Source organism: Paenibacillus sp. FSL R5-0378 (assembly GCF_038009285.1).
Taxonomy (GTDB): domain Bacteria; phylum Bacillota; class Bacilli; order Paenibacillales; family Paenibacillaceae; genus Paenibacillus_AQ; species Paenibacillus_AQ favisporus.
This window is the reverse complement of record NZ_JBBPAY010000001.1, coordinates 365967-383828: the sequence shown is the minus strand read 5'-3', so window position 1 is coordinate 383828 and position 17862 is coordinate 365967. Positions and strand designations below refer to the sequence as shown.

At 56.2% G+C, this 17862-nt stretch carries 19 protein-coding genes and 1 riboswitch; of the genes, 6 read left to right on the top strand and 13 right to left on the bottom strand.

The annotated features are described in order from the left end of the window. Window positions 1–43: 43 nt before the first annotated feature. On the top strand, window positions 44–2482 hold the full coding sequence (locus MKY74_RS01745; RefSeq protein WP_076172697.1) for a heavy metal translocating P-type ATPase: 2439 nt from the start codon (window positions 44–46) through the stop codon (window positions 2480–2482). A 188-nt stretch (window positions 2483–2670) separates the two neighbouring features. Here MKY74_RS01745 and MKY74_RS01740 read toward each other — a convergent pair whose 3' ends face one another. Then, the gene (locus tag MKY74_RS01740) at window positions 2671–3054 is read right to left on the bottom strand and encodes a MerR family transcriptional regulator (protein WP_076172698.1); all 384 of its coding nucleotides are present in this window, start codon (window positions 3052–3054) and stop codon (window positions 2671–2673) included. Between the two features lie 325 nt (window positions 3055–3379). Between MKY74_RS01740 and MKY74_RS01735 the strand changes: the two genes are divergently transcribed. After that, window positions 3380–4420, top strand: coding sequence for an NAD(P)-dependent alcohol dehydrogenase (locus MKY74_RS01735; RefSeq protein WP_076172699.1), 1041 nt, complete (start codon window positions 3380–3382; stop codon window positions 4418–4420). Window positions 4421–4547: 127 nt separating this feature from the next. Here MKY74_RS01735 and MKY74_RS01730 read toward each other — a convergent pair whose 3' ends face one another. After that, complete coding sequence (locus MKY74_RS01730; protein WP_076172700.1) at window positions 4548–5168, bottom strand: histidine phosphatase family protein; 621 nt, start codon at window positions 5166–5168, stop codon at window positions 4548–4550. 291 nt (window positions 5169–5459) lie between these two features. On the opposite strand from MKY74_RS01730, the gene nfsA reads away from it, so the two are divergent. Continuing rightward, window positions 5460–6203, top strand: coding sequence for an oxygen-insensitive NADPH nitroreductase (nfsA, locus tag MKY74_RS01725; protein WP_076172701.1), 744 nt, complete (start codon window positions 5460–5462; stop codon window positions 6201–6203). A 258-nt stretch (window positions 6204–6461) separates the two neighbouring features. Continuing rightward, window positions 6462–7292, top strand: coding sequence for a hypothetical protein (locus MKY74_RS01720; protein ID WP_076172702.1), 831 nt, complete (start codon window positions 6462–6464; stop codon window positions 7290–7292). Window positions 7293–7427: 135 nt separating this feature from the next. Here MKY74_RS01720 and MKY74_RS01715 read toward each other — a convergent pair whose 3' ends face one another. Together MKY74_RS01715 and MKY74_RS01710 are read right to left on the bottom strand one after the other, a co-directional pair. After that, complete coding sequence (locus tag MKY74_RS01715; protein ID WP_076172703.1) at window positions 7428–7877, bottom strand: nuclear transport factor 2 family protein; 450 nt, start codon at window positions 7875–7877, stop codon at window positions 7428–7430. A 52-nt stretch (window positions 7878–7929) separates the two neighbouring features. Next, a complete protein-coding gene (locus tag MKY74_RS01710) occupies window positions 7930–8622 on the bottom strand; it encodes a VOC family protein (RefSeq protein ID WP_244169321.1) in 693 nt (230 codons plus the stop codon). Window positions 8623–8728: 106 nt separating this feature from the next. On the opposite strand from MKY74_RS01710, the gene MKY74_RS01705 reads away from it, so the two are divergent. Continuing rightward, on the top strand, window positions 8729–9184 hold the full coding sequence (locus MKY74_RS01705) for an SRPBCC domain-containing protein (protein WP_244169322.1): 456 nt from the start codon (window positions 8729–8731) through the stop codon (window positions 9182–9184). Between the two features lie 78 nt (window positions 9185–9262). Here MKY74_RS01705 and MKY74_RS01700 read toward each other — a convergent pair whose 3' ends face one another. The 9 genes from MKY74_RS01700 to MKY74_RS01660 all read right to left on the bottom strand — a co-directional run bounded on the left by MKY74_RS01700 (window position 9263) and on the right by MKY74_RS01660 (window position 17214). Then, window positions 9263–10162: a TatD family hydrolase gene (locus tag MKY74_RS01700; RefSeq protein ID WP_084203975.1), complete on the bottom strand. Its 900-nt coding sequence runs from the start codon at window positions 10160–10162 to the stop codon at window positions 9263–9265. Beyond that, window positions 10159–10971: an ABC transporter ATP-binding protein gene (locus MKY74_RS01695; RefSeq protein WP_076172704.1), complete on the bottom strand. Its 813-nt coding sequence runs from the start codon at window positions 10969–10971 to the stop codon at window positions 10159–10161. Before MKY74_RS01695 ends, MKY74_RS01700 begins: the two co-directional genes overlap by 4 nt. Before the next feature lie 30 nt (window positions 10972–11001). Next, window positions 11002–11760 carry an ABC transporter permease gene (locus tag MKY74_RS01690; RefSeq protein ID WP_076172705.1) on the bottom strand — a complete coding sequence of 253 codons (759 nt, stop codon included), beginning with the start codon at window positions 11758–11760 and terminating at the stop codon, window positions 11002–11004. Next, a complete protein-coding gene (locus MKY74_RS01685) occupies window positions 11757–12050 on the bottom strand; it encodes a thiamine-binding protein (RefSeq protein WP_076172706.1) in 294 nt (97 codons plus the stop codon). Before MKY74_RS01685 ends, MKY74_RS01690 begins: the two co-directional genes overlap by 4 nt. Window positions 12051–12104: 54 nt before the next feature. After that, window positions 12105–13154: an ABC transporter substrate-binding protein gene (locus MKY74_RS01680; RefSeq protein ID WP_076172707.1), complete on the bottom strand. Its 1050-nt coding sequence runs from the start codon at window positions 13152–13154 to the stop codon at window positions 12105–12107. 217 nt (window positions 13155–13371) lie between these two features. Next, window positions 13372–13484, bottom strand: a riboswitch (TPP riboswitch). Window positions 13485–13558: 74 nt separating this feature from the next. Then, window positions 13559–13945: a VOC family protein gene (locus MKY74_RS01675; RefSeq protein WP_076172708.1), complete on the bottom strand. Its 387-nt coding sequence runs from the start codon at window positions 13943–13945 to the stop codon at window positions 13559–13561. Between the two features lie 535 nt (window positions 13946–14480). Next, entirely contained in the window at window positions 14481–15080 is a 600-nt protein-coding gene (locus tag MKY74_RS01670; RefSeq protein ID WP_076172710.1) for a CGNR zinc finger domain-containing protein, read from the bottom strand. Between the two features lie 13 nt (window positions 15081–15093). Further along, window positions 15094–15834: an MBL fold metallo-hydrolase gene (locus MKY74_RS01665; protein ID WP_076172711.1), complete on the bottom strand. Its 741-nt coding sequence runs from the start codon at window positions 15832–15834 to the stop codon at window positions 15094–15096. 150 nt (window positions 15835–15984) lie between these two features. After that, window positions 15985–17214: an MFS transporter gene (locus MKY74_RS01660; protein WP_076172712.1), complete on the bottom strand. Its 1230-nt coding sequence runs from the start codon at window positions 17212–17214 to the stop codon at window positions 15985–15987. 173 nt (window positions 17215–17387) lie between these two features. On the opposite strand from MKY74_RS01660, the gene MKY74_RS01655 reads away from it, so the two are divergent. After that, a complete protein-coding gene (locus MKY74_RS01655) occupies window positions 17388–17846 on the top strand; it encodes a pyridoxamine 5'-phosphate oxidase family protein (protein WP_244169323.1) in 459 nt (152 codons plus the stop codon). Window positions 17847–17862: the final 16 nt, after the last annotated feature.

Here is a 17862-nt window from a genome sequence, read left to right as displayed (position 1 = left end):
GCTGGGGTATGCCATAGACTTGGGGAAAGGAGGGGACGCGGCTATGGAACAGCATACGCCGGATCAATCGGAGAAGCATACGACCCTGCCCATTACGGGAATGACCTGTGCGGCCTGCGCAGCCCGGATCGAGAAGGGTCTAGGCCGGATGGAGGGCGTCAGCCGGGCGAACGTGAACCTGGCATTGGAGAAGGCCTCCGTTACCTATGATCCGAAGCAGACCAATCTGAAGCAGCTGGAAGACAAAATCGTATCGCTCGGTTACGGCACGATGAAGGAAACGATGGATTTTGACATTACGGGAATGACCTGCGCGGCCTGCGCGACCCGGATCGAGAAGGGGCTCAGCCGGCTGTCCGGCGTGACGGAGGCGAATGTCAATCTGGCGCTGGAAACGGCCCGGGTGGAATACATGCCGGGGACCGTGACCGTGCAGGACATGATGCATAAGGTGGAGCAGCTCGGGTACAAGGCGATTCCGAAGCAGGAAGCCAAGGATACCGCCGAGCTCCGCCGTCAGGAGATCCAGCACAAGCGGTGGAAGTGGATGATGTCGGCCATTCTCTCCCTGCCGCTTCTATGGGCGATGGTTGGCCACTTTTCCTTTACGGCATGGATCCCGGTGCCCTCGCTGTTTATGAACCCTTGGTTCCAGCTGATTGTGGCTACGCCGGTACAGTTCATCATCGGCGGGCAGTTCTATGTCGGAGCCTATAAAGCGCTGCGCAATTGGAGCGCCAACATGGACGTGCTGGTCGCTCTGGGTACATCGGCTGCTTATTTTTACAGTCTGTATCTGACGATTGCCTCCGCGGCGATGGGAATGAACCATTCGGTGGAAATGTATTATGAGACGAGCAGCATTCTGATCACGCTGATTCTGGTGGGCAAGTGGTTTGAGGCGCTTGCCAAAGGCCGGTCCTCGGAGGCCATCAAAAGCTTGATGGGGCTGCAGGCCAAAACGGCGCTCGTTCTGAGGGACGGGAAAGAGGTCAGCATCCCGGTCGCGGACGTGGCCGCCGGCGATACCGTGATCGTCCGTCCCGGGGAGAAGATCCCGGTGGACGGGCGGGTACTCGAAGGATCGTCCTCTGTGGATGAGTCGATGCTGACCGGCGAAAGCCTCCCGGTCGAGAAACGGGCCGGGGACAACGTAGTGGGCGCCACGCTGAACAAGAACGGCGTACTGCGCATCCGGGCGACGAAGGTCGGCAGCGAGACGGCGCTGGCCCAGATCATCAAGGTGGTGGAGGAGGCGCAGGGCTCCAAGGCACCGATCCAGCGGATCGCCGACGTTATTTCCGGCATCTTCGTACCGATCGTGGTCGGCATAGCGATTGTAACCGGGCTGGCCTGGTATTTCCTAGTGGACCCGGGCCACTTTGCCCCTGCCTTGGAGAAGGCCATCGCGGTGCTCGTCATTGCCTGCCCGTGCGCGCTCGGGCTGGCGACGCCGACCTCCATCATGGCCGGCTCCGGCCGGGCCGCGGAGTTCGGCATCCTGTTTAAGGGCGGGGAGCATCTGGAGTCGGCGCAGGACGTCCAGGTGGTGGTGCTGGACAAAACCGGCACCGTGACGAGCGGCAAGCCGCAGCTGACGGACGTGGTGCCCGCGCCGCTCATGACCGAACAGTCGCTGCTGCGGATGACTGCCGCGGTCGAGAAGCATTCCGAGCATCCGCTGGCGGAAGCCATCGTGGCGGGCGCGCAGGAGCGGAGCAAAGGGCTGCCGCTGCCGGAAGCGAAGGATTTTGCCAATCTGCCGGGCTACGGCGTCTCCGCCCGGGTCGATGGCCGCTTCGTGCTGATCGGCACCCGGAAGCTGATGGCCGAACGAGGAGTAGCGCTGGACAGCGCCATTCCGGTGATGAATCGGCTGGAGGAGGCCGGGAAGACGGCGATGCTGGTGGCGGTGGACGGCAGATATGCCGGGCTCGTAGCCGTCGCCGATACGATCAAGGAGACGTCGCGCGAGGCGGTGTCCCGCCTGCAGGAGATGGGCATCGAGGTCGTCATGATCACCGGCGACAACGAGCGGACGGCGCAGGCGATCGCGGCCCAGGCCGGCATCCGCCGCGTGCTGGCGGAGGTGCTGCCGGAAGGCAAGGCCGAGGAAGTGAAGAAGCTGCAGCAGGCCGGCCGCAAGGTCGCGATGGTCGGGGACGGCATTAACGACGCCCCGGCCCTAGCTACGGCCGATATCGGCATGGCGATCGGCACAGGGACGGACGTGGCGATGGAAGCTGCCGACGTCACCTTGATGCGGGGCGATCTGAACGCCATCGCCGACGCGATTCTGATGAGCCGCCGGACGATGGGCAACATCAAGCAGAACCTGTTCTGGGCGCTCGCCTATAACACGGTCGGCATCCCGATCGCCGCAGCGGGCTTCCTGGCGCCATGGCTGGCCGGCGCGGCGATGGCGTTCAGCTCCGTGTCCGTCGTGCTGAACGCGCTGCGCCTGCAGCGGGTGAAGCTGTGACTCTGCCGCCGATTAGACTTAAACGGCGGTGGCAAGGGTTATGCCGGTCGCCAGTGTAACTGCATATACTGCACATCAAATACGCCCAAGGGAACCGGATGAACGCCGGCCCCTTGGGCTTTTTGCGTGTAAATCATTTCCCATGGCTCCTGATCAGGACGGATGCCTGGCAATATGACCCGGGTCGGTCAAATTTTAATGTCCGCATGATTCCTTTGAGCTTCGAGCACGTCGTACAGCGCCAATTTATAATTGATTTTATCCAGATTGCGGTAGAGATCAGCTATTTTGTTTTCTATATCCTTTTTATGCTGGAGCATCATCCCTTTACGTTCCGAAATGGTGAAATCGCCCGCTTGATACAACCGGACGTATCTCTGTATCTGCACGATGGGCATGCCCGTTGCCCGAAGTGCGGTAATGAAATGGACCCATTCCAGGTCCTCATCATCGTATTGGCGTTTTCCGTTCTCATCGCGTTTGACATGAGGGAGCAGGCCTTCATTCTCATAGTACCGGAGCGTGGAAGCCGAAATTCCAGTCATCTGCGTGACCTCTTTTATACTGTTCATGGATACACCTCTCTGTATTTGTTGTTAAAGTTAACTTTAGCATAAATGATGTTCAGAGGTAACTGAAATGAGCGGCTGGATGGATCGAATGCCGATGGAAAAGGCAGCAGGTTGTTGGTTAAAACGGAACACATTATGAAAAGCAGAGGATGCCTGAGCAAAATCTGCGTAAAGAACTCAGGAATAGGAAGTGTTTATGCCAAAGGATCGTGGTTTCTGATGTGATGGAAAAATACCCTTGACTTAAAGTGAACTTTAAGATTTATGCTAAAAATGCAATCCATAAGGCAATCCAATTCCATGAGTAAAGGAGTAGTGAGAAAACATGTGTAAAACACGCGTGCTCAGCGCCCCAGGCGCAAAAAAGCCTTTTGAAAAAACAACGATTGAGCGGAGAGAGCTGCGGCCGGACGACGTTTTAATCGATATTCATTACAGCGGTATTTGCCATTCGGATATACATAGTGCCTACGATGAGTGGGGCGGGGGGATATTCCCGATGGTTCCCGGTCATGAAATCGCCGGCATCGTAGCGGCCGTAGGTTCGGAAGTAACCCAATTTGCGGTGGGTGACCGCGTTGGCGTGGGCTGCTTTGTAGACTCGTGCGGAGCGTGCGAATACTGCCTCATGGGGGAAGAACAGTATTGCACGAAGGGCGTCGTTCAGACCTATAATTCGCTGGACTATGACGGCAATCCGACCTATGGCGGGTACAGCCAAAAGATCGTCGTTACGGAAAGATTTGTAGTCCGGATCCCGGAAGGTCTGGAGTTGAGCGAGGCAAGCCCGCTGCTCTGCGCCGGCATCACCACGTATTCCCCATTGAAGCATTGGAACGCTGGTCCCGGCAAAAAAGTAGCCATTTTGGGGATGGGCGGACTCGGCCACCTGGCGATCCAATATGCACATGCCCTGGGTGCGGAAGTCACGGTTTTGAGCCGCTCCATGGGTAAAAAAGACGAAGCCCGGAGCTTCGGCGCAGACGATTACTTTTCTACCAGCGATCCGGATACGTTCAAAACGCTGGCCGGCCGTTTCGATCTCATCCTGAACACCGTATCAGCGAATCTTGACGTTGATGCGTATCTATCACTCCTTCGCGTCGACGGTACGCTTGTGAATGTCGGTGCACCGGGCAAGCCGGATCAGTACAATGTGTTCTCCTTAATTATGGGCCGCCGCAGCATTGCCGGATCGCTCGTAGGCGGCATTCGGGAAACGCAGGAGATGCTTGAATTCTCAGCGGAGCACGGCATTGCTCCTAAAATTGAGGTGATCCGCGCCGACCAAGTCGACGAGGCTTATGAACGCGTCCTTCGCAGCGACGTGCGGTACCGGTTCGTCATTGATATAGCTACACTGTAATGAGTCCATGTTTCGATGTGGAACTCGCTCAACAGATAACGGGTCGCCATGCGCTTCATGGACGGATCCATCTGAGCCCTGGCAGGGACTGTGCCACAATCCCCCTGCCGGGGCTTTGTGCTGCCGGTTACTTCTGAAAATGCTGGATGGAGGAGAACCCGGCCAGAACGAATCCGCCGTGCCCGCCGGACAGGACGGTCGTGATCGAGCACTCCGCCACCAGCTCGCTCTGCCTGGAGACAAAGGAGGGATGCCAGCGGTTCAGCTCGCTCTCGGGAAAGGCATTGAGCAGAAAATCTGTGATCAGTCCGCCGTGGGTGACCAAGGCGAGATGTTTGCCCGGATGCTGCAAAGCCTGCTCCGACAGCAGCGATGACAGCCGGTCACCGGCCTGCTGCGCGGAGTCGCCGACGGGAGGGACGTAATCCCGGTCGTTCGTGCATCGTTCCCACATGCGCACAAACGCTTCGAAGGTTTGGCCGGGAAGGTCGCCCCAGTTGGCGCGCTCCCTCAGGCGCACATCGGTGTGCACGGGAAGGCCGGACGCTTCAGCGATATATCCGGCCGTGTCCGCCGCCCGCCGGAGCGGGCTGGACACAATCGCGGCCAGGGGCAGCCGGCCTAAATGCCGGGCGGTCTGACGGGCTTCCAGTACTCCCTCGGGGGAAAGCGGGACATCGCCTATGGCGCGGACCTTGGTGCCGTGCCGGACGAGATAAAAGGTGGTGCTGGTGGCAATCGGATTCATAAAGGGGCCTCCTTGGCATAGACCGTTAGTGTTGCGGTTCAAATCGTTAACGTGATTAACAAACAATAATTGATTTAGCGTAAGTGAAATTAGATGTTTATCTAAATACACTCTAATGGATTTCTATGAAAAATAGAACAGGGGAAGCCACAGCGCATCCATTTTTTGAAAGGAAGAGGATTGGTTTATAATAAAAGGGTGCATGTCTGCCTGTATTCACGCGATTGCAGGTGCGGTACAAGTCATGAGGCGGCTAGACAATAACCACTCGCGTTAGGAGATGTATGACTGATGAACGAGGTTATATCCTTAATAAAAAACCACCGCTCCATCCGCAAGTTCAAGAATGAACCGGTCACGGAGCAGCAGCTGAACGAGATCATTTCTGCGGCACAGTGCGCTTCCACTTCCAGCAATGTTCAGGCCTACAGCGTTATCGCGGCCACGGACCCGGCCCTGAAGAAGCAGCTGGCCGAATTAGCCGGCAATCAGGCCTATATCGAGGAATGCCCGGTGTTTCTGATCTGGTGCGCGGATTTGCACCGTTTGGATCAGGTCACCGCCGGGCACATGGCCGGCCGGGAGTCGTACGTGGATTCGACGGAGAATTTTATCGTGGCCACGGTCGATGCGGCTCTGGCGGCCCAGACGGCGGCGGTCGCTGCGGAATCGCTCGGGCTTGGCATCGTCTATATCGGCGGCATCCGCAACCGGATCGCCGAATTGTCCGAGCTGCTGAACCTGCCGGAGCTTGTCTACCCGGTATTCGGCATGTGCCTGGGTGTGCCGGATCAGGAGCCGGGCATTCGTCCGCGTCTGCCGGTGGAGGCGGTTCTGCACCGCAACGGTTACAACGAGGAGCGGATTCAGGAGCCGGTGCAGGCATATGATCAAACGATGCAGCGCTACCTGTCCGAGCGTACCGGCGGAAAGCGGGATACGCCTTGGTCGCAGATTATGGCCGATCGTTTGGCCGAGCCAATCCGGCTGCATATGCGGGAGTTTTTGAGCGGTAAAGGCTTTATGAAAAAATAAACCGGCAGCCGCCGTAACTCGATTATGATAAAAAAGAGGCTTGCGTTTAAAATAGCGCAGGTCTCTTTTTTTATTGTGTCTGTTGTGCCAATTTTCCTTTTCCTGGGTAAATAACTTAGGAATGGTGACAAAACCTTCATCCAAAAGTAACGGAGCCGCCCTTTTATAGACAAGCAGGGGTCTCTATAATGCTTATAATCGCTATCCCAGATTGAAAGATATAGAAATGATTATTTTATGGAAAAGGAGCAGCCATACATGCGGACAAGATTCAAAATGGTACTGCCGGGATGCTGTATGCTTCTGGCTTTGGCGGGTTGCACGGAACCGGGCGGCTTGAATGACGGCCTTGGAAGGACTCCTGCTCCCATCAGCGCCGGCGAGGAGGCAGGAAAGCCTGGCAATGCGGAGAACGGGCATTCATCAGGTGGGGCAGCTGGAACAGCGGAGCAGGGGGTTCAGGGGAGTAACGCCTCTTTTGCCGATCAGATGAAGGCCCTGACGAACACGGGGACCGTGAAAAGCTTGAGCTATTCCCGGCTCACCCAAAAATACGTATACATCAAATCGACGGCCAGCAGCAGCTTCGAGGTCTATTTCGGAGACTTTCAGGCGAAAACGGAAAAGCTCGTCATCAAGCATACATACAGCGCCAAGGAGTCAAGCGTATCCCTAAGCCCCACCGGGCCTTACTTTATCGTCACCCGGGTAACGAGCCGCAATCCCGAACGTTATAAATCGGAGCTTTACTATACCGGTGATTTGAAGCCCTACGCTGTGCTGAACACCTTTGGCGAGCCCAGATGGGACGAGGATGGCAGGCTGATTCGGTCTTCGGAATATTTCGATAAGCATCCGAATACGTACCGAAGCCAGATCAGTGTAGATTCCTTGAAAGCCGTGCCGGATCCGGACGAAGTGTTCGCTGAGACCGTCACCGTGGTGAAGGGTCCCGAAACGTCCCGGAAGACCGGCGTTATCTTCAACGTGACCAAGGTGGACAAAAACATGATCTATTATCAGGAACTGAATCTGGATAACAAGCAGATTGAAAACAAGCAGATTGAAAACAAGCAGAAGCTGTATTAAGACGAGGCATCGTCTATATGTAAACAATCATTCTTAAAAAAGGGAGCTTCAACCCTTGATGGCCAATCAGCCCCGAATGGATACTTGTACTTTAAAAGCTGGCGCCCCGCAGCGGGGCGCCGGGAACTTCGATTTCTACTCATGTGATTCGATTTGCGCCGATCCCGAAAGCGGTGTGGCGTCGAGGTATCTGACCTCGTAGACGCGCTCGGCGAACTTCCAGCCGTCCTCTGTGCGCTGGTAGCGGTCATGGTACACGGCGTAGTTCAGTCCGCTCCTGCCGTCTTGCAGGCGGGCGAGCTCAGAGATGTAGGCACGGCCGGCCGCGGCATCGCCATCGATCTGGATCGTGCCCGGGTGTGTGGTTTGCACGAAAAAGTCCCACTGGCTTTGCAGCCGCTTGCTTCCGTCTCGAATCTGCTCCCGGCCGGTGAGTTCAACGCCCGCACCCGGAATCCGCCACAAGCCATCCTCTGTGAACAAGGACGCTAGACGGTCGGGGTCGCGCATCATCACCGAGTCGGTGAACTCGCCGCGCAGCGCTTCGATCTCGAAGCGATCAACAATACTCTGAATGCTGCTCATTGCTTTTATCCTCCTCTGTGTTTACAGGTACTTTTTTCTCAGACCTCAGCCTTTATATTGGAATCGAAGGTGTACCTTCGGCAAATTCGCCCGCGTAGGAACGTTCGTGTAACTCCGTGAGTGTTGCTCCCTCCTGCCAGGCTTTCAAAAAGGTTTCCGGATTCACCATGACTCCGAGTGCTTCGACGGGATTGGAACATTGCTGAAGCGCGCGCATGGCTTCCAGACCCTTGAGCAAGTCAGGTCCGTAGTTGTCGACTTGGAGTTCCAGGGCATTGTTGTCAGGATCGCGGTAATAGAATGACGTATTTGGACCATGGTTCATCGCCATGTACGGCAGCAGCCCCTTGTGTTTCAGACGTTGGTACGTCCGCATGAGATCGTCAATGCTGTAGAGGAACGCTACATGATGCATGCCCGCGCTTGCGGGTACCTGTTCGATACATGCGGGATCATGGAAGAGAACCAGGCGATGGTGAGCCAGATCGAAGGTGTAAAAACCACCGATACCTTCCACTTCCAGGGACGGTGTGACCCCGAGGAAGGTGCGATAGAACGCCCGCATCTCCAGAAACCTTGCCGTTTTAAACCCAATGTGGTGCAGCTGCATAGGCGGAATCCCTGCCTCATCAAGGCGGTCTGCCTCATGTTGTGGAGTGTTCATCATCTGTTCAGTCATATAGAAGATCAGCTCCCATTCATTTTTTATGCGATTTGCATGCCGCCGGCTGACAAACAAATCCATTTGCGCTATCATGTGACTATAAAGTCACTTATGATACCCTCATCATATGTTACCAAAAAGTAACGTGTCAAGCGAAACAAAACATTTTTTTGAACTGGAGCGTGAAATGAAAATGGAAAACAACCCCCGTCATGTAAGTCGGATCGCGATTAAGGCAACCCCCGAGCAGGTTTGGCAAGCGATTACGGATCCGGCCAAGACGTCAAAATTTTGGCACCATTGCGCCTTCCGTTCCGATTGGCAAATCGAGTCCCCATTCGAACTATGGAACGGGGAAGAGAAGAGGGCGGAAGGAATCATTCTCGACATCGATCCTCCGAGTAAACTCGTGATGAGTTGGCGGTATGTTGCGTTTCCGGGGGCGAAAAACGAGCCCCCGATACGCATCACGTGGGAGATCGGTTCACATGAAGACCTTATGGGCTTAACCCTCGTCACCGTTGTGCATGATGAAATGGAACAAGCCGGTGAAACCGCAAAAATTGTTGAAAGGGGATTTCCGATCGTGCTCTCAGGCTTAAAGACGCTGCTTGAAACCGGAGAGGCACTCGTTGGCGGATAACACCCGAAGATAGGTGAAATTGAATTTGGAGAGGGAAAAGAAAAAGGCCTGTCCGTAGCGGGCAGACCCTTTTTTGATTTAGCGTGGAAGGCCGTAAAAACGACAGGCATTGGCATGCAGCAGCGCCCTGGCTTTCGGCAGGGGGACGTCACGAAGACTGCTCCATACCGAGGCCACCTCTGCGGTCATGCGGGGATGGGTCATCTGACCGGCAAACGGCCCTTCGAACGGCCAAGGCCCGTCGGTCTCGGTCATCACCTGGGAGGCGGGATACCGGCGCGCGAGCTCCTGGATTTCCGCCTCATAGGCGATATCCGGCGAAAACGAAACGTAATATCCGCTATCAGCCATGCGCCGCACGATGTCCGCCGATCCTTTGAACCAGTGAAAATGGGCGCGGGAGACGCCGTGCTTTTCCAGCAGATCGCAGGCGATATCCGCATCCTCGTACACGGCGTGCAGCACGATCGGCTTGTCATGGTCCCGGGCAAAACGGACGAAGCGCTCAAGCAGCGCCTCGTACGGCCCGTTATCCCAAGGAAGCCCGGCTTTGGCAGCCTCCAGCCGCGAGTAGTACGGCAGGCCGACTTCGCCGACGGCGACCATGTCGTCCGCATGCTCCGCCATCCAGCCGAAGAGTGCGTCGATCTCGCGGTCGGCAGGGAGCGGCTGCTCGGGATGGAAGCCGAAGGCGGGATAGACCTGCCCGGGCCAAGCCTGGGCAAGCCTCAGATTGGCTTGGCTCGATACCAAATCCATGGACACGCCGATGACGGCTGCGACGCCTGCATCTTTCAGGCTCCCGAGCAGCGCCTGCGTCTCGTGCTCCTTATAAGTATCGAGATGAACATGGGCATCGATCAAGGGCGCGAGCGGCGGCAGGTTCGCCTCCGCCGGCGATGCGGATGCCGCTGCTGCCCGGTCGAGGACCAACTCATGGCCGTTTGAAGGGTTTACTTCGCTGTGGTTGCCGCTCATTGGCGTGAACCTCCTTGCTGTGCAGCCTGCATTTTTCGCTGCTCCTCGCGCATCCATTCGCTCAGCTGACGCTTCAGCTGCAGAAACTCGGGAGCCTCTGTCACTTCCTCGCGCCGCGGGCGCGGAAACGGTACGTCGATGGCGTGCAGCACCGCGGCCGGCCGGCTCGAGAAGACGTAAATGCGGCTCGAGAGCAGCAGCGCCTCCTCGATGTTGTGCGTAATGAAGAGAACCGAGCGGCGGTTCTCTTCCCAAATGTCGAGCAGCCAGCGCTGCATGTCGCTGCGGGTCAGCGCATCGAGCGCGCTGAACGGCTCGTCCAGGCACATCAGCTCCTGCGGGCTGAGCAGCGCGCGGAGAAAAGCCGCCCGCTGCTGCATGCCGCCCGACAGCGTATGCGGATGCGCCTTCTCAAAGCCGGCCAGGCCGACTTTGGCGAGCCAGCGCCGCGCGTCCTCACGGGCCTCCCGGCTGACAGGGCCGTGCACCTCCTGGGCCAGCAGCACATTGTCCTCGATCGTCCGCCAAGGGAACAGGGCGGGCTGCTGCGGCATGTAGCTGATATGCCCCTGCTGCCCGGTTACCTCGGCGCCGTTCATCCGGACGGTGCCGGCATCCGGGCGGGTCAGCCCGCCGATCACGTGCAGCAGCGTGCTCTTGCCGCTTCCCGACGGCCCGATGATGGACACGAATTCGCCTTGGCCCACGGTCAGCGAGATGTCGCTGAGTACCGGCAGTGTTCGGCGCTTCTCTTTGAAGCTTTTGCTGACGGAGACGATCTCCAGCGCGGGCGCGGTTTTTTTATTCATCACGGTATTTCTCCTTTCCGGCCTGGCCCGCTAGCCCTGCTTCGGCTTCCAGCGGACGAACCATTTTTCGAGCAGCGCAATCAGCCCGAACATCAGCAGGCTCAGCACGACGATGATCATGATCGCCACGAACATGCGGTCGGTGCGGTAGCCCGATTTCTGCAGCATCATATAATAGCCGATGCCCTTGTCGGCCCCCAGCCACTCGGCGATAATCGCACCCATGACACTGTAGGTGGCGGCAATTTTAATGCCGGAGAAGATGGAAGGGAGCGCGTGGGGCAGCTCCAGCTTGGCGAAGATTTGGCCCTTGCCCGCCCCGATCATGCGCATGTAGTTCATCATGACGGGATCGGTCTGCTTCAAGCCGCCCAGGGCGGCGACCGCCACCGGGAAAAAGCAGACGAGCGTGATGACGATCAGCTTGGGCAGGAGGCCGAAGCCGAACCAGATCATCAGCAGGGGGGCGAGGGCGATGGTCGGGATATTTTGGCTTAGAATAAGCAGCGGATACAGCGCCTGTTTTAAAAACGGAATCAAATGCAGAATCAGTGCGATGACCAGCCCGATGGCGGTTCCGATGGCGAAGCCGAATACGGTCAGCTTCAGCGTGGCCCACACATGCTCCCACAAGCCGCCGGAAGCGGCCGCGGCTTCCCGGGCGATGTCGCTCGGCGCAGGCAAAATCCATTGTTCAATATGGAACAGGGAGGTCAGCAGCTGCCATACGAGCAAAAAGAAGATGACCGCCACGAGGGGCGGCCATACGTTTTTCCACCAGCTTCTCATGGACGGTACTTCTCCGTCAGCTTGTCCATGCTGATTCCGCCGGGATTATGGGCGATTTTGACCTGGGAGATGATACTCGGGCTGCCTGCAGCCACCAGAGCTTCGTGCATTTTGCGCACGACGTCCAGCAGCTCCTCCAGCTCGCCCTCCATCGTCGTTTCCAGCGGGTGCACCTCATGCTTCACGCCGGACTGCTGAATGACCTCAATGGCACGATCGACGTAGGCGTATGAGTCTTCGTTGCCCGGCGTCTTCGGGATCACCTGAATGCTTAACAGCGTATTGGCCATGCGAATCTACTTCCTCTCTTCATAGGTTACGGTAACTCTTAGGTTATGTGCGGCTTATTGTTCCGGCAAAAAGTCGTTCGTGTACGCACTCTTCACGTCCAGCGGCTTGTCCAGCAGCTTGTGATCGTACATCCAGTCGGAATAGCCCTTCCAGATCTGTTCCTTCTGCTCGCCCCAGCGGGCTGCGTCGTCTTGATATTTAGGACTTAACCATTTCTGGCTTTCGATCACCAGCTGCTTATCGAGGTCCGGCACGTCCTTCAGCAGCAGGTTGGCAGCTTCTTCCGGCTTGTCGATCGCGTACTGATAACCTTTGGCGGTCGCGCGCATAAACGCTTTAACCAGCTCGGGGTCATCCTTGATCTGCTTCTCGTTCGTTACGAGAACCGGCGTGTAGTAGTCCAGCTTCTCGGAATAATCTTTGACATACAGCATGTCCAGCGGCTCGCCGCGCAGCTTCGCCTCGATTCCGGTCCAGCCGTAGAAGATCCAGGCGAAGTCGATGTCCCGCTTCACGGCGGTAAAATAATCGGCGTCGCCCATGTTGACGATTTTCACCTTCTTCACATCCGCCTTGTCGATCTCCATGATGGAGCCCATGACAGCTTCTTCGACAGGGGAACCCCAGCCGCCGTAGGTTTTGCCTTCAAAATCCTTCGGCGTCTTGATCCCCCGGTCCACCGGTGCGGCAAAGCCCGACGTATTGTGCTGGATGACCGCGGCGATCGAGACGAGCGGCACGCCCTGCGTGCGGGCCTGGGTCACGCTCTCCTGATAGCTTACGCCGAAGGGCGCTTTGCCGGAAGCGACCATGGCGTCGGCGCCGGTGGAGCCCGGCTGCACGATCTCGACGTTCAAGCCTTCTTCTTTATAATAGCCCAAGTCTTTGGCAGCATAGAGCCCAGTATGGTTCGTGTTGGGCGTCCAGTCGAGGACGACTTTGACGTCCTTCAGCGGCTTCGCTGCGGTGTTGTCCTGGCCTGCCGTGGTGTCGGAAGCGGATGTTCCTTCTCCGCCGCCCGTATTGTTTTGGCTGCCGCCGCATCCGGCAAGCGCCAGTACGAGCATGCAGACCAGCAGCAGGCCGATGGATTTGTTCTTCATGGCTTTCTCTCTCCTTTGATGTCCGGCCGTTCTTATTCTTTCTGTGGAAGCATCGACCGGTGATCCCCTCTCCCCGTTATATTTAGAATCGTAAGCCGATCTGAGTGACTGAATCATAGAAGCATTCGCAAGGCGTAATCCCGTTTTTCACTAGTATGAATGAAAAAAGCGCCCCGTAAACGGGACGCTTCATATGCGCAAGATCAGCACGGCTTGTAAGCCGTGACAAACGGTTTCCTACGCTGGCATTACCCAGATCAGGTTAAAAGGGTCAGTATCTTGAAGGGATACAATCTCAGCCGGCCAATTCCAGCACCCCGGATTCTATAAGGTTTTCGGGTTGTTTTCCTCCCATATTATAGTCCATCCCCATGGGGGTGTCCAGACATCCTCCCGATTCCAGATTATCTCTGGAAAAATTCGATCCATTCTTTTTCCGGACCATAGATAAAGAAATATTGGTATCCGTTCGGCAGGGTCACGATTTCCTGATCGATCAGCTCCACGCCGTCGAGCGCCTGAATCCGCTCAAATTCCTTCTGAATGTCGTCGACATGGATCGCAAAATGGTGCACCGTGCCCTCGGCCGGCAGGTCGTAGCTGTAGCCTTGAATGAGCTCGATTTCCGTCTCGTTACTGTCCCCGAAGCCGAGAAACGCCAGCTGGAACACGCCGTTGGTGTGCGTCAGCCGGCCTTTCAGCTCCAGGCCCACGATCTCGGTATAAAATTGAATGGTTGACTCCAAATCCCGTACGACGATGCCGACATGATCCAAACGTTTATTAGCCATATGTATAAGCTCCTTTTCATAGTACTTATAAGTAATGGGTTTGCCCTAAATTAAGGCCATTATAGCATTTAAATCCGAGTTGTAAGGCAACTTTATGCAAACATCATTGTTTATAAATGATAGGCTGTTTGGTGGTTTCGTTAGGTATTGAAATAGTCAGGAACGGGGGAGAGGGTCCTGAAAAAATAATTGCAGCATGGCTTTTCATGTGTATGTTGACAGCATGTACCGGGCCAACGTCTGGCGGAGGGGACATAACGATACTCGATAAGCAGCTCATTGGCTCGACATATTGGATTGTCGTCGAGAAAACCCATAGTAAAGAAGAATGGCCAGTTAAAATTAAAGTCGATAATGAAAACACTTGGAACTTGTTAGAGGTCGGAAGAACGTACCTATCGACATACTCCTACAAGTCGTTGGACAAAGGAGCTAAACTGGAGAGTGTCCGCCATATAAATCAAGGGCAGTGAACAAGGCAACAGGCTTATTTGACTAAAGCCCGGGATGTCCATCAGACGATCCCAGGCTTAATTTAGTGCCCGCGCTGCTTCTTCTTCGCATAAAATTCGGCCGCCTTATGGCGGTTGCCGCAAGTGTCCATGCTGCACCAGCGCCGCTTACCGCTCTTGGAGGTGTCCACAAAGTGCAGGATGCAGTCGTCATGCTCGCAAATCCGGATGCGGTCCGAAGATACGCTTGCCAGCGTCTCGAACAGGGAGCGGACGATGGGGTACAGCACGCCTTGGACGGCGGTTTGTCCGTAGGTGATGAGATGGGGGAGGCCTTGGGCATCCCGCTCAGCCCGGAGCGCCACGTCTAACCGCGAAGCTTCGGCCTCCATGGCGGCGAATGCCTCATCCGACAAGGCACCGCCATGGTCCAGGTCTTCTAGAACGAGCCGGCACACGCCGCGCAGACGGAGCAGTTCGGGCAGCAGGTCTTGCCGTCTCGCAGCTGAAGCTGCCCCTGCGGTATTGTTCAAGCCGTGCAATTCATTATCGTGGAGCCATTCGTCTAAATAACCTGGCTCCTCCAGCATATCCGTGACCCGGTGCTCCCGCATGCGCACCGTATTGGCGAGATTGATCCACAGGGCGCCCCCCAGCACGTTGCGGGAAGGGGATTTATCCATGATGCGTCATCCTTTATAGAGTAATCGTTTCCTTTGTGTTCAAGAATGCTATGTCCATTGTATCACCAACTGCAGCCCGCAGGCGATTTTGCCAATCGGGAGTCTGCAGGTATACAGGCGGATGGTGGATGGCGGTATGGTGGATCGGCACCAGCCGTTTGGCCCCGAGAACGCGTGCGGCCGCCGCCGTTTGTTCCGGAAGCAGCGTAATCGGCATGCCGCTGGGCGGCTGACGATCAGGACGTTCCAGAACGGCACCGTTCACCGGCAGGCATACCGCATCGAATGGGCCGTGGGCCGCGGCAATCTTCCACCAGTAACCGTGCCACAGCGTATCTCCGCAGTGGAGCAGGCGGTGCTCGCTGTCGCTCAGCGCCCAGGCGATCTGCACGTCTCCGACCCCGTCGACGGAGTACGTGGCGGCTGCGCTCAGCGCACCGATTTGGAAGGCATCGCCGACGGAAGCACCGATTACGCGGTTGAGGCCACTATTTTCGGCAAGGAGGACGCTCTCCTGCGGGAGGTACACGGGAATGTCAGCCCCGTAGGCATCGATGATGGCCCGGGGATCAAAGTGATCCGCATGCTCATGGGTGATCAGCACCGCATCTGCCGGGCCGTATTCGTTAAGCGGGAAGAGCGGTTCGTGAGACTTGGCGTATCTTTCCGGAAAATGATAAAGCGGGTCAATGACCACCGATGTGGCTCCTGCCGTCACTCGAATGCCTGCCCAGGGAAGCTTTTGAAGTTCCATGTCATCCATCTCCTTTGTATAACCTCTAAAATTTGTATTACAAGTTATAATTGGAGTATAGCTGTATTTTTATAACCTGTAAATATAATTTTAGAGGTTATACGAAAATAAAAAAAGCGGACCTGCTGGCCCGCCTTTAATTTGAATGGCTTATTTTCCTGCACCTGATGGCCCCTGCAGTCCGCTCTGGTGAACCAGCTTCCGCCGCTGCAGCTGGAAAGCAGCAAAGCTGAGCACGACCATGCCGGCAGTGAACACCGCGAGCATCCATGCCGACTGGTTCACTTCCAGATGGTCCAGGCTCCAGCCCATGATAAGCGGCAGGATGGCTCCGCCGACGCCGCCGGAGGCGATCAAAATGCTGGGTGTCGATTCTTCGCTGCCCTGCAGCAGCTTGCTCGCAAATACGAGCGCAATCGAAAAGATCCCCGACATGAACAGCCCGAGCAGCAGGATGATCGCGAAAGCCGACCATACCTGGCCCATCAGCGGGAACACGATCAGCAGCACCAGGGTGATGAGGCAGCTGAACAGCACGTAGACCCGGTAATGAATCTTTTCGGCGACGACGCCGGCAAAGATCCGGCCGACGGACATCGCGATCCAGAAGCAGGTGACGCTGAGCGCCGCGGCGGCTTCCTTCATGCCCATTTTCTCAATCAGGATGGCGGGCATAAAGTTGGCCAGGCTCATCTCGGTGCCGACGTACAGAAAGAAGAATACGATAAAGAGGACGAGAATGCCGAAAGCTCCGCCTTGATAAGGGAAGCGTTTGGGCGAGGCATGCTCTTGACCGGATACGGAAGCGGCAGGCCCTTTGGCGCTCAGCACGGCATCGATTTCACCGAAGGAGGCCTTCGACCAGAACAGCAGCGTGACGAGTGCGATCAGCGAAATGACGAGGAACGAAAACCTCCACCATCCTTCCGTAATGAATCCGCTTGCGATCAGCGGCATGACCATGGCCCCGACCCCGAAAAAGACCTCCAGGCGGCTCATCGCCACAGCGGTTTTATCGGTAATTGCCGCAATAATAATGGTGCCGATCACCGCTTCAATCATGCCGAAACCAAAGCCTGCGCACACGGCAATGGCGTACAGCCATTCCCAAGGCGGCAGCAGGGTATAGACCAGCTCGGCGGCCGTAAGCAGGCCGATGGCGATCAGCAGCCCGCCCCTTTTACCAAAACGGCGGTTCAGCCACGGGGATACGAGCACACCGGCCAGAAAACCGGCGAACTGGGTAAAGATCAGCGTCCCGCCTTCGCTGTATTCGCGGTGATAATGCTCCAGCAGCACGGGAAGGACCGATCCCAGCACGACATGCGCCAGGCCGATCAGAAAATAGGATAGGCATCCTATCCAAATGAGTCGTTTCATGAGGAACTCCTTTACAGTATTAAATTCTTGGTGCGGACAAGCCGGATGACGGCCGGTATCTCCATCATAACAAGGTATTCAGGGCACGTCATGCCTATTCTTGGATAAAAGCTGACGTGTTCCAAGGTTCATCCTATACCGGACAGGGTACACTATGGGTACGGGCTGCGCCCATGGACAACACGAAGCAGAAAGGAGCGGATCATCTAGAGATGGAAGCGAAAATCATCCTGGAACAAAATCTTGCCAAAATACTGGATCACAACCAGTTTTGCTCATTTGCCACAGTGGAAGGCAACCGGCCGAAGCAGCGGTATATGGCTTTATATAATCAGGGCCTCAGCATCCATCTGGTCACCGACCGCAAGACGCATAAAGTTGAGGAACTGGAGGAAAACCCTCACGTTTCCCTGCTGCTGGGCTATGAAATCGGGGGATCGCGGGAGGTTGTAGAGATCGAAGGAACCTGCAAAGTAACGGCTGAGGACTCCCTGCGTAAGCAGATCTGGAAGGAAGAATTCAAGAAGCGGTTTACCGGTCCCGATGATCCGGATTACGTCTTGCTTGAAATTACGCCCGTCCGTGTAGAATATACGGGGAAAGATGGGGAAAAGCACGAATGGATCGAGTAGATTTACTGTGTCCATA